This is a genomic window from Paenirhizobium naphthalenivorans (assembly GCF_007992095.1).
Lineage (GTDB): Bacteria > Pseudomonadota > Alphaproteobacteria > Rhizobiales > Rhizobiaceae > Allorhizobium > Allorhizobium naphthalenivorans.
Genome location: NZ_BJZP01000015.1, coordinates 22,484 through 35,440, shown reverse-complemented (window position 1 = coordinate 35,440; position 12,957 = coordinate 22,484). Strand labels below are relative to the sequence as shown.

The 12,957-nt window shown below is 62.1% G+C and carries 6 protein-coding genes; all 6 read left to right on the top strand.

Annotated elements, in window-relative coordinates; translation table 11 throughout:
* The first annotated feature begins 44 nt into the window (after positions 1-44).
* Entirely contained in the window at positions 45-3,374 is a 3,330-nt protein-coding gene (locus RNA01_RS14860; protein ID WP_147181002.1) for a transglutaminase family protein, read from the top strand.
* Positions 3,375-5,789, top strand: a complete 2,415-nt coding sequence (locus RNA01_RS14855) for a circularly permuted type 2 ATP-grasp protein (protein WP_147181001.1) — start codon at positions 3,375-3,377, stop codon at positions 5,787-5,789.
* Positions 5,790-5,793: 4 nt separating this feature from the next.
* Entirely contained in the window at positions 5,794-6,672 is an 879-nt protein-coding gene (locus tag RNA01_RS14850) for a transglutaminase family protein (RefSeq protein WP_147181000.1), read from the top strand.
* A 116-nt stretch (positions 6,673-6,788) separates the two neighbouring features.
* A complete protein-coding gene (locus RNA01_RS14845; RefSeq protein ID WP_307725729.1) occupies positions 6,789-8,003 on the top strand; it encodes a TadE/TadG family type IV pilus assembly protein in 1,215 nt (404 codons plus the stop codon).
* Positions 8,004-8,278: 275 nt separating this feature from the next.
* Positions 8,279-10,741 (top strand): glycogen/starch/alpha-glucan phosphorylase, encoded by a 2,463-nt coding sequence (locus tag RNA01_RS14840; RefSeq protein WP_147180999.1) that lies wholly within the window; start codon positions 8,279-8,281, stop codon positions 10,739-10,741.
* Positions 10,741-12,954, top strand: coding sequence for a 1,4-alpha-glucan branching protein GlgB (gene glgB, locus RNA01_RS14835; protein WP_147180998.1), 2,214 nt, complete (start codon positions 10,741-10,743; stop codon positions 12,952-12,954). The genes RNA01_RS14840 and glgB overlap by 1 nt, the downstream gene beginning before the upstream one ends.
* Positions 12,955-12,957: the final 3 nt, after the last annotated feature.

The following is a 12,957-nucleotide window of genomic DNA, read 5'->3' as shown; positions in this document are numbered from 1 at the left end:
CAGCCCGGCAGAAAGAACAATGGGCAGAGAGGCGAACAGCAGACATGTCGATCAAGGCGAGCATCTACCATCTCACCCATTACAAGTACGACAATCCGGTCCGCCTCGGGCCACAAATCATCCGGTTGAAACCGGCGGCCCACTCCCGCACCAAGGTGCTCAGCCATTCGCTGAAGGTCACGCCGGCCGATCACTTCGTCAACCTGCAACAGGACCCCTACGGCAACTATCAGGCCCGTTTCGTCTTTCCCGACCCCGTCACCGAATTCAAGATCGAAGTCGATCTGATCGCCGACATGACCGTCTATAACCCCTTCGACTTCTTCGTCGAGGAGGAAGCGACCAAATGGCCCTTCGACTATCCGTCCGACATCCGCGATGACCTGAAGATCTACATGACGCCGGAGCCGGACACCCCGGCGGTCACCGCCTTTATGGCAACGCTCGACAAGACGCCAGGTCAGGGCACCGTCGACATGGTCGTCGGCCTTAACGCCGCCCTGCAACAGAAAATCGGCTATGTCATCCGGCTGGAGCCCGGCGTTCAGACACCGGAAGACACACTGACCATCGGCCAGGGCTCGTGCCGCGACACCAGCTGGCTGCTGGTGCAGGTGCTGCGCCGCCTCGGCCTCGCCGCCCGCTTCGTCTCCGGCTATCTGATCCAGCTGAAGCCGGACCTCAAGGCGCTCGACGGCCCCTCCGGCACCGAGGTCGATTTCACCGACCTGCACGCCTGGGCGGAGGTCTATCTGCCCGGCGCCGGCTGGGTCGGCCTCGACCCGACTTCGGGTCTTTTAACCGGCGAGAGCCACATCCCCCTTGCTGCGACCCCGCACTATCGCAACGCCGCGCCGATCTCCGGCGGTTACATCGGCCACGCCAACACCGAATTCCATTTCGACATGACGGTGAAGCGCGTCGCCGAGCACCCGCGCATCACCAAGCCGTTCTCCGAAGAGAGTTGGGAGGCTCTCAATGCGCTCGGCCAACGCGTAGACCAAGAACTCCAGGCGCGCGACGTGCGTCTCACCATGGGCGGCGAGCCGACCTTCGTGTCGATCGACGACTTCGAGTCCGGCGAATGGAACACCGATGCCGTCGGCCCGACCAAGCGCGACAAGGCTGATGACCTGATCCGCCGATTGCGCGAACGCTTTGCGCCAGGCGGTTTCCTGCATTACGGCCAGGGTAAATGGTATCCCGGCGAAACCCTGCCGCGCTGGACCTTCTCGCTCTACTGGCGCAAGGACGGCAAGCCGATCTGGAAAAACAGCGAACTCGTGGCCGAGGAAGGCAAGCGCTATGACGTCACTGGCGACGACGCCGGTCGGCTGCTGGGCGAGATCGCCGGGGCGCTCGGCATCGAGCCCGAAATGGTCGTGCCTGCCTATGAGGATCCCGGCGAATGGATCCTCAAGGAAGCCAACCTTCCAGACAATGTCGATCCGGCCAATTCCAAGCTCAAGGACCCGGAAGAGCGCAGCCGCATCGCCCGCGTCTTCGAACGCGGCCTGACCGAGCCGAGCGGCTACGTGCTGCCGGTCCAGACCTGGAACAGCAAGGCCACCGGCAAACGCTGGGTGAGCGAGAAGTGGAAGACCCGCCGCGGCAAGATCTTCCTGGTGCCCGGCGACAGCCCCGTCGGCTATCGCCTGCCGCTCGGCGCGCTGCCCTATGTCCCGCCGTCTCAATTTCCCTATATCCACCCGGCCGATCCGAGCGAGCCGCGGGAGGCGCTGCCCGAGGCCGTCCAGGCCACAGGTCGCGTCATGCCCGAAGCCTCGTTTCAGGTGGACGACACGATCCAACAGGGACGCGTCGAACAGGTTCTCGGTGAGATCGGCGGCGCGGTGCGCACCGCGATGTCGGTCGAGGTGCGCGACGGTCGACTGAGCGTCTTTATGCCGCCGGTCGAGCGGATCGAGGACTATCTCGAATTGGTGGCGGCGGCAGAACAGGCGGCAACCGCCATCGGCCTGCCCGTTCATATCGAGGGCTATGCGCCGCCGCATGACGAACGCATCAATGTCGTGCGCGTCGCACCCGATCCAGGTGTCATCGAGGTCAATATCCATCCTGCATCCAACTGGGACGACTGCGTGGCGATCACCACCGCCGTCTACGAGGAGGCTCGCGAATCGCGCCTTGGCGCCGACAAGTTCATGATCGATGGCCGCCACACCGGCACCGGCGGCGGTAACCATGTGGTGGTCGGCGGTGCCAATCCGAACGACAGCCCCTTCCTGCGCCGTCCAGACCTGTTGAAAAGCCTCGTGCTGCACTGGCAGCGCCACCCGTCGCTCTCCTACCTGTTCTCGGGTCTGTTCATCGGCCCGACCAGCCAGGCGCCGCGCATCGACGAGGCGCGCCACGACAGCCTCTACGAACTCGAGATCGCCATGGCGCAGATCCCGATGCCGGGATCGGGCGAGGCACCGCCGCTGCCCTGGCTCGTCGACCGGCTGTTTCGCAACCTCTTGATCGACGTGACTGGCAATACCCACCGCGCAGAGATCTGCATCGACAAGATGTTCTCGCCGGATGGCCCGACCGGCCGCCTCGGCCTCGTCGAGTTCCGCGGCTTCGAAATGCCGCCGAACGCCCGCATGTCGCTCGCCCAGCAACTGCTGGTGCGCGCGCTCATCGTCCGCTTCTGGAAGAATCCGACCGGCGGCAATTTCGTGCGCTGGGGCACGGCGCTGCACGACCGCTTCATGCTGCCGCACTACATCTGGCAGGACTTCCTCGAAGTGCTGGCCGACCTGCGCGACAATGGCTTCGACTTCAAACCGGAGTGGTTTGCCGCCCAGCTCGAATTCCGCTTCCCCTTCTATGGCGAGGTCGAATACGGCGATTCGCGACTGGAACTGCGCCAGGCACTCGAGCCATGGCACGTCATGGGCGAACAGGGCGCGATCGGCGGAACGGTGCGCTACGTCGACTCCTCATTGGAGCGCTTGCAGGTTCGGCTTGAGACAGGCAATCCTGAACGCTATGCGGTCGCTTGCAACGGTCGCCGTGTTCCGTTGACGAAGACAGGCACAAACGGCGTTTCCGTCGGCGGCGTGCGCTACAAGGCCTGGCAGCCTGCCTCCGGCCTGCATCCCGTCCTGCCGGTCAACACACCGCTAACATTTGATGTTTATGATATATGGTCAGGCCGATCGATCGGTGGCTGCGTGTATCACGTGGCCCATCCGGGCGGGCGGAACTATGACACTTTCCCTGTGAACGGGAATGAAGCGGAAGCACGACGGCTTGCGCGTTTCGAGCCATGGGGCCATACAGCGGGAGATTACCCACTGTGGCCGGAGACGGTTTCTCCGGAATTCACCCATACGCTGGATTTGCGGCGACCCCAGGGCATTTAAATGGCGAACCAACCGGCGGCGGACGACAGCCCGGCAGACGAAGAGATGGCAGAGGCGAGAACCGCCAGCTATCGCGCACTTGCGGGCGCCGCCGACGAAATGCTCGACGCTGCCGGTAATATCCGGCCGGTGTGGCAATCCTTCGTGTCGGCGCTCGACCGCATATCCGAACATGACCTGCATGAGCGCGTCGCGCGGGCCGACCGTTATCTGCGCGACGCCGGCGTCTTCTACCGCGCCTATGGCGCCGCCGGCTCGAGCGAGCGCGCCTGGCCCTTCTCCCATATTCCGGTGCTGATCGACGAGAAGGAGTGGAACGTTCTAGCCGAAGGGTTGGTGCAGCGTGCCAACCTGCTTGAAGCCGTCGTCGCCGACATCTACAGCGACAACAAGCTGGTCGAGCAGGGTTTCCTGCCACCGGCATTGGTTGCCGCCAATCCGGAATTCCTGCGACCGCTGGTCGGCATCAAGCCGAGCGGCGGCCATTACCTGCACTTTTGCTCCTTCGAGATCGGCCGAGGACCGGACGGCAACTGGTGGGTTCTCTCCGATCGCACCCAAGCGCCCTCCGGCGCCGGCTTCGCCCTGGAGAACCGCGTGGCGACGACGCGCGCCTTTTCCGATCTCTACGGCGAGAGCCATGTCCATCGCCTGGCTTCCTTCTTCGGCGCCTTCCGCGAGGCTTTGCAGGCGCAAAAACAGAATCGCGACGACCGGATCGCCGTACTCTCCCCTGGCCCGGCCAACGAGACCTATTTCGAACACGCCTATATCGCTCGTTATCTCGGCATCATGCTGCTCGAGGGCGAGGATCTTGCCGTGGTCAACGGTCGCGTCATGGTCCGCACCGTCGCCGGGCTGAAGCCGATCAGCGTACTCTGGCGCCGTCTCGATGCGGCATTCGCCGATCCGCTCGAACTCAACCAGCATTCCCATATCGGCACGCCGGGCGTGGTACAGGCGCTACGCAATGGCACGGTCACCTTCGTCAACGCGCTCGGTTCGGGCATTCTTGAAACACGCGCCTTCCTCGCCTTCATGCCGACGATCTGCCACCATCTGCTGGGCGAGGACCTGAAACTGCCGTCGATCGCCACCTGGTGGTGCGGTCAGAAATCGGAGCGCGAGCACGTGGCGCGCAACATCGACCGCATGGTGATCGGTCCCGCCTATTCCCGCCAACCCTTTTTCGACGACAACGGCCGCTCTGTGCTCGGTTCGCGCGTGTCCGGTTCTTCGCTACAGTCGACCGCCGAGTGGCTGGAAACGGAAGCGGCAAACCTTGTCGGACAGGAAGTCGTCACCCTTTCGACCACGCCGGCGCTCGTCGACGGCAAGCTCACACCACGCCCGATGTCGCTCCGGGTCTACGCCGCGCGCACCCGAGACGGCTGGCAGATCATGCCGGGCGGCTTTGCCCGTATCGGCTCCGGCGATGACGTCACGGCGATCGCCATGCAGTCGGGCGGCCGCGCCGCCGACGTCTGGATTGTCTCCGACAAGCCGGTGGACCGAATCTCGCTTCTTCCCGCCGAGGAGAGCTTCGCCCGCAACATGCCGGGCAGCCTGCCGAGCCGAGCCGCCGATAATCTCTACTGGCTAGGCCGCTATATCGAGCGGGCTGAAGGCGCATTGCGCATCCTGCGCGCCTGGCACTCGCGCTTCGCCGAATCCGCGAATCCTGACCAGCCCCTGCTTGCCTACGTCTCCCGCTATCTGTCCGATCTCGACGTCGAGATGACGCACGGCGTGCCGGAAAGCCTGTTGCGCAACATCGACGGCGCTGTCTATTCGGCCAGCAATATCCGCGACCGCTTCTCACCCGATGGCTGGCTAGCCCTGAACGACCTGGCCAAGACCGCGCGGCGTTTCCACGATACCGTCAAGCACGGCGACGACGCGGCTCACGCGATGACCGTACTGCTGCGCAAGCTGGCCGGCTTCGCCGGCCTGGTGCACGAGAACATGTACCGCTTTACCGGCTGGCGCTTTCTGACCGTCGGACGCCTTCTGGAACGCGGGCTGCACATGACGCGCCTGCTCGGTCACATGACGGGCAAAGAGGCCCCGGACGGCGCGCTCGACATGCTTCTGGAGATCGGCGACAACGTCATGACCCATCGCCGCCGCTACAATGTCAGCACCACCCGGCTGACCGTCACCGACCTTCTGGCGCTTGATCCGCTTAACCCGCGCTCGATACTCTTCCAGTTGAACGAAATCCGCACCGAGGTCGAGCAATTGCCCAACGCCTTCGTCAACGGCCAGATGTCTCCCTTCTACCGCGAGACCATGCGGCTGCATTCCGGCCTCGCGGTGATGACCCCGGAGGCCATGACCGTCGAAATCTATTCCAGCCTCGAGCGCGACCTCGGAAAGCTGTCCGACCTGCTCGCTCGTACCTATCTCGGATAGCCCGATGCTCTATGACATCTCCCTGCGCATCGGCTATCTTTACGACACTCCGGCGTCGGGCGCCCACCATATCCTGCGGCTGTTGCCAATGTCGCTTTCCGATCGCCAGCGCCTCGTGGCAGGCAGCATCACGGTCGAACCGAAGCCAGACGAGACGGCACGTTTCACCGACTTTTTCGGTCATCCTGCCACCTATTTCACCTATCGTTCATCGCATGAGAAGCTCGACATCCACATGCAGGCCCGTGTCTCGGTCCAGGCACTGCCTCTCACGGCGGATTTCTCCCCGATTCTCTCAAAGCTTCCGGACGAACTAGCCGACGTCTGGTCGCTCGGACCGGATTCTCCCCATCACTTTCTGGGGGCGAGTCCGAGGCTTGGCGCCGAACCTTTGATCGCCGATTATGCCCGCGCCCACCTGCAGCCGGGTTTCACCGTGCGCCAGATCGCCGAAGCAATCTGCGCCCATATCTATACCGACTTCACATACGACCCCGAGGCCACCACCGTCGACACGCCGCCGATAGAGGCCTTTTCACTGAAACGCGGGGTCTGCCAGGACTTCGCCCATGTGATGATCATAGCCCTGAGAAGCCTGGGCATTCCGGCAGGCTACGTCAGCGGCTTCCTCAGAACCATTCCCCCACCCGGAAAGGAACGGCTTGAGGGCGCGGATGCCATGCACGCCTGGGTACGGGTCTGGTGCGGCGAGACCGCCGGCTGGGTCGAACTCGACCCGACCAACAACATCACAGTCGGCGCCGACCATATCGTCACCTCCTACGGCCGCGACTATTCTGACGTTGCGCCGGTCATCGGCGTACTGAAGAGCTATGGCAGCCACCAGACGGAGCAGGCCGTCGATGTCATTCCGGTGAAATAGCCCCATTTTCCGGGTGTTTTTCTCGCAATTGACTAGAATTTTACCAACATCCTTAAATCGAAAAACAGCTTTGTTCTGTATCAGATCATCAAACGTGCTCCCTCGGACGGATGAACATGATGATCGATACCTGCGAAAAGCACTCCCTTTTCAGCCGCTTCGGTTCGGATCGCAGCGGTAACTTCGGCATAATGACCGCGATCCTCGTCCCGGTGCTTCTGGCAAGCGCCGGCGTGGCAATGGACTTGGCGAATCTTGTTCAGGTGAGAGCAGCGCTCCAGGACGCAGCCGATTCCGGCGCTTTGTCCGCAGCTTCCGCCCTGGCCGGCAAGGGCATTACCGACGCGGAAGCCATCGAACTTGCCAAGAAATTCATGGCAGCGCAGTTCAGCAATACCAACCAGAACGGAACTGAGCTCACAGAAGAGGAGAAAGACGCCGCCAAGGAACTTGCCGACACGGCATTGGCCAGCGTTCACCGCACCGCGGGCGCAAGCGGTGCCACCAACACCTACGAAGTGACGGTGAATGGGCACTACGACGTAAAGATGAACGCCTTCACCAGACTGCTCGGCTATGACAAGGTGCGCATCAGCGTTTCCAGCACATCGGAAAGCACGACGGAAAGCAAGAACGCCCTGTCGATGTACCTCGTCCTCGACCGCTCGGGATCGATGGGCGAGGACACCAGCACGGTGAACGAGGCACAGCCGACAAAGCTCGAATACTATAGATGCGGCTGGAATACCTGCTCCCGGAGCGTTACCAACTATGTCCTGAAGATCGACGCGCTGAAGCTTGCCGTCGCCGACCTCGTGGATCAGCTCAACACAGCAGATCCAGAACAGAAATACGTCCGCACGGCGGCGATCTCCTACAATTCATCCAGCCAGAATCCGACAACGTTCCAGTGGGGGACAAGTCTGGTTTCCAGCTACGTCAGCGCGCTGTACGCCACCGGGGGCACAGACTCCTCCAACGCGGTCAAGACAGCCTACCAGAAGGTCACGGCCGCCAGCGAGGTCAGTGCGCATGTCGCCAAGAATGGTCAGAAGGATCCCGGTAAGTTCATCGTCTTCATGACCGACGGCGACAACAATTACTCCAGCGCCGACACCTCGACCAAGGCCTGGTGCGACAGCGCCAAAGCGGCCGACGTCGAGATCTTCAGCGTCGCCTTCATGGCTCCGAGCGGAGGCCGCAAGCTCCTATCCTACTGCGCGACAGACACGTCCCATTACTATGACGCGAGCGATGCCGCCGAGCTTGTCGCAGCCTTCAAGGAAATCGGCGAGAAGGCCTCCATGGCAGCGACGCGCCTCACCAATTGAGGTTTGCGATTGCGGCCGCGACGGCCACGCTTCGATCGGAAGAGGCCACGCCCGCATTGGCGCGCGGCCTTTTTTATTGTCTGCCCACCCGCTCGCAAGTCCATTTATTTCAGCCACTTGAATGAGAGGCACCGGCCTGCGGCGATTTTCGCATGCGCAAATTTCCTGTGTTGCAAGTGCTTCATAACGATGCGTAAACTGCGTCTGACGAGCGCGTGCCGTTAGGGGAGAATCGGTGCTGCGTCCCGATTGGTGGACAACAGAATGGCGAGATCATGATCAAGAGCCTCAACAAAGCCGACCTGCCCCTGCCCCAACCCCGCGTCTCCGACCCGGAAGTGCTGGCCGCCGAGATCATCGAGCACCTGACCTACGGAATAGGCAAGGACGCTACGGTCGCGACGCCGCACGACTGGCTGACGGCAACCATCCTCGTGGTACGCGACCACATCATCGATCGCTGGATGGAATCCACCCGGGCCGTCTATGCCAACAATGCAAAACGGGTCTACTATCTCTCGCTTGAGTTCCTCATCGGCCGGCTTATGCGCGATGCCATGTCCAATCTCGGCCTGATGGACGAGATCCGGGAAGCGCTTGCCTCGATAGGCGTGGAACTAGACGTGATCGCCGGCCTCGAGCCCGACGCTGCGCTCGGCAACGGCGGTCTCGGCAGGCTTGCCGCCTGTTTCATGGAATCGATGGCGACCGTGCACATTCCCGCCTACGGCTACGGCATCCGCTATGTGCACGGCCTGTTCCGCCAACAGATGGCGGACGGGTGGCAGGTGGAGCTTCCAGAGACCTGGCTCGCCCACGGCAACCCCTGGGAGTTCGAACGGCGCGAAAGCTCGTATGAAATCGGTTTCGGCGGCGCGGTCGAGACTGTCGCCGAGAACGGCGAGGAAGCGCACTTCATCTGGAAACCTGGCGAGCGGGTGATCGCCACCGCTTATGACACGCCGATCGTCGGCTGGCGCGGTGGTCACGTCAACACGCTGCGCCTGTGGTCGGCCCAGCCGATCGATCCGATCCTGCTGGAAGCCTTCAATGCCGGTGACCACATCGGCGCTCTCAGAGAGAGCAACAAGGCGGAGGCGCTGACACGTGTCCTTTATCCGGCCGACGCGACGGCGGCGGGTCAGGAACTCCGGCTGCGCCAGGAATACTTCTTCTGTTCGGCATCGTTGCAGGACATTTTGCGGCGCCACCTGCAACAGGGCAACGAGCTTTCGGCCCTGCCCGACAAGGTAGCGATCCAGCTCAACGACACCCATCCCGCGGTCTCCGTTGTCGAACTCATGCGCCTGCTCTGCGACGTTCACGACCTGGACCTCGACACGGCCTGGGATCTGACCTCGCGCACCTTCTCCTACACCAATCACACACTCCTGCCCGAAGCGCTCGAGAGCTGGCCTGTGCCGTTGTTCGAGCGGCTTTTGCCGCGCCACATGCAACTGGTCTATGTGATCAATGCCAAGATCCTGCGCGACGCGCGCAAGAACCGCAATTTTTCCGACCACGAAATCAGCCACATCTCGTTGATTGATGAGAGCGGCGACCGGCGGGTGCGCATGGGCAATCTCGCCTTCATTGGCTCGCACAGCATTAACGGCGTTTCAGCGCTGCATACGGCACTGATGAAGGAAACGGTGTTCGCCGACCTGCACAAGCTTTACCCCGAGCGCATCAACAACAAGACCAATGGCATTACGCCACGGCGCTGGCTGATGCAGTGCAATCCGCGCCTGACATCGCTGATCCGCGACACGGTCGGCCCAGACTTCCTCGATGACGCCGAGAAGCTGAAGGCGCTCGACGCCTATGCCGACGATGCCGAGTTCCGCAAACAGTTCGCGGCGGTCAAGCGTACCAACAAGGAGCAATTGGCCAATCTGGTTGCCAGCCGCATGGGTATCCGTCTCGATCCGTCGGCGATGTTCGACATCCAGATCAAGCGCATCCACGAGTACAAGCGCCAATTGCTGAACATCGTCGAGACTGTGGCTTTGTTCGACCAGATCCGCACGCATCCGGAGCGCGACTGGGTGCCGCGCGTCAAGCTGTTCGCCGGCAAGGCCGCCCCGAGCTACCATAATGCCAAGCTGATCATCAAACTCGCCAATGACGTCGCCCGCGTCATCAACAACGACCCCGCGGTGCGCAATCTGCTGAAGGTCGTCTTCATCCCCAATTACAACGTCTCGCTTGCCGAGGTGATGGTGCCGGCTGCCGACCTGTCGGAACAGATTTCCACCGCCGGAATGGAGGCGTCAGGAACCGGGAACATGAAGTTCGCGCTAAACGGCGCGCTGACCATCGGAACCCTTGACGGGGCCAATGTTGAAATGCGCGATCATGTGGGCGAAGAGAACATCGTGATCTTTGGCATGACGGCCGATGAAGTTGGAAAACTACGGGCGGAAGGGCATAACCCTCGCGCCGTGATCGAAAGCTCGCGCGAGCTTTCCCAGGCCCTTGCAGCGATCGCCTCGGGAGTCTTCTCACCCGACGACCCAGGTCGTTTTTCCGAGCTCGTCGACGGGCTGTACCAGCATGACTGGTTCATGGTCGCCGCCGACTTTAATGCCTATGCAAAGGCCCAGCGCGACGTCGATGCGCTGTGGGCGGACGAAGCGTCATGGTACTCCAAGACCATCCGCAATACCGCGCGCATGGGATGGTTCTCCTCCGATCGGACGATTCAGCAGTACAACACCGATATCTGGAGAGCCTGATGGGCAAGTCGCCGAAGAAGGTCGATGGAGCTGGACGGCAGGACATACCGCCGGCGGGCGAAATCGAAGCTATCGTTAGCGGCGCTCACGACGACCCCTTTTCCATCCTCGGCCCGCACCAGACGACATCGGGTTTCGTTGCTCGCTGTTTCATCCCCGGCGCGGAATCCGTCACTGCCTTCTCCATCGCCGGCGCCGCTCTGGGGCCCCTTGAACGCCTGAATCCCGCGGGTTTCTTCTGCGGGAAGGTGGCGCTCGACGGTTTCCAGCCACTGCGTTATCGCGCCACGCGGGGCGACGTGGAGTGGACGGTCACCGATCCCTACAGCTTCGGTCCCGTGCTCGGTCCGATGGACGACTATTTCGTCCGCGAGGGGTCGCATCTCCGGCTGTTCGACAAGATGGGCGCCCATCCGCTCAAGCATCAGGGCGTCGAGGGCTTTCACTTCGCCGTCTGGGCGCCGAATGCGCGGCGCGTTTCCGTCGTCGGCGACTTCAACGACTGGGACGGCCGCCGCCATGTAATGCGGCTCAGACGCGACACTGGCATCTGGGAGATCTTCGCGCCGGACGTCCGCACGGGCTCCGCCTACAAGTTCGAGATTATCGGCAAGAATGGCGAATTGCTGCCGCTGAAGGCGGATCCCTACGCGCGCCGCGCCGAACTGCGCCCCAAGAATGCCTCGGTCACCACTGCCGAGCTCGAACAGACCTGGGACGATGACGCGCACCGCAAGCATTGGGCGAGTATCGACCAGCGCCGCCAGCCTATCAGCATCTACGAGGTTCATGCCGGTTCCTGGCAGCGCCGCGATGACGGATCAATGCTCAGCTGGGACGAGATGGCGGCACGACTCATCCCCTATTGTGTGGACATGGGCTTCACCCACATCGAATTCCTGCCGATCACCGAACATCCCTACGATCCGTCCTGGGGCTACCAGACCACCGGTCTTTACGCTCCGACAGCACGATTCGGCGAACCGGAGGGCTTTGCCCGGTTCGTCAACGGCTGCCACAAGGTCGGCCTCGGCGTCATCCTCGACTGGGTGCCCGCCCATTTTCCGACAGACGCCCACGGACTGCGCTGGTTCGACGGAACCGCGCTTTACGAGCATGCCGATCCGCGCAAGGGTTTTCATCCGGACTGGAATACGGCGATCTACAATTTCGGCCGGACCGAAGTCGTTTCCTATCTGGTCAACAATGCTCTCTATTGGGCGGAGAAATTCCATCTCGACGGGCTGCGCGTCGATGCCGTCGCCTCGATGCTCTACCTCGACTACTCGCGCAAAGAAGGCGAATGGATCCCGAACGAATATGGCGGACGGGAGAATCTCGAGGCGGTACGTTTCTTGCAGCAGATGAACCGCGCGGTCTACGGCACCCATCCGGGCATCATGACCATCGCCGAGGAATCGACCTCTTGGCCGAAGGTCTCCCAGCCGGTGCATGAGGGCGGCCTGGGCTTCGGCTTTAAGTGGAATATGGGCTTCATGCACGACACGCTGAGCTATATTGCCCGCGACCCGCTGTATCGCAAGTTTCACCACCAGGAGCTGACCTTCGGCCTGCTCTACGCATTTTCGGAAAACTTCGTCTTGCCGATCTCCCATGACGAGGTGGTGCATGGCAAGGGTTCGATGATCGCCAAAATGCCCGGCGACGACTGGCAGAAATTCGCCAACCTGAGGAGCTATTACGCCTTCATGTGGGGCCATCCGGGCAAGAAACTCCTGTTCATGGGCCAGGAATTCGCCCAGTGGAGCGAATGGAGCGAGGAACGGGCGCTCGACTGGAATCTGCTTCAGTACCCGCTGCACGAGGGAATGCGGCGGCTGGTGCGCGACCTCAACCTCACCTATCGCTCCAAGCCGACGCTGCATGCCCGCGATTGCGAGGGTGAAGGTTTCGAATGGCTGATCGCCGACGACCAGGACAACTCCGTCCTCGCCTTCCTACGCAAGGCGCCGGGAGAAAAGACAATCGCCGTGATCTGCAATTTCACGCCGGTCTATCACGAAGGCTATGTCGTGCCGCTCCCCACCACCGGGCGCTGGCGCGAGATTCTTAATACCGACGCGGAAATCTACGGCGGTAGCGGCAAGGGCAATGGCGGACGCGTGGAGGCAGGACCGGGAGACGGCGGCCGCGCCTACGCCATACTGACATTGCCGCCGCTCGCCGTGATCATGCTGGAACAAGAAAACTGAGTC

What these genes read in the sequence shown, in the direction of transcription:
- RNA01_RS14850 (WP_147181000.1), top strand. Translation starts at nt 5,794, where the DNA reads ATGCTCTATGACATCTCCCTGCGCATCGGCTATCTTTACGACACTCCG.
- RNA01_RS14860 (WP_147181002.1), top strand. Translation starts at nt 45, where the DNA reads ATGTCGATCAAGGCGAGCATCTACCATCTCACCCATTACAAGTACGAC.
- RNA01_RS14845 (WP_307725729.1), top strand. Translation starts at nt 6,789, where the DNA reads ATGATGATCGATACCTGCGAAAAGCACTCCCTTTTCAGCCGCTTCGGT.
- RNA01_RS14855 (WP_147181001.1), top strand. Translation starts at nt 3,375, where the DNA reads ATGGCGAACCAACCGGCGGCGGACGACAGCCCGGCAGACGAAGAGATG.
- glgB (WP_147180998.1), top strand. Translation starts at nt 10,741, where the DNA reads ATGGGCAAGTCGCCGAAGAAGGTCGATGGAGCTGGACGGCAGGACATA.
- RNA01_RS14840 (WP_147180999.1), top strand. Translation starts at nt 8,279, where the DNA reads ATGATCAAGAGCCTCAACAAAGCCGACCTGCCCCTGCCCCAACCCCGC.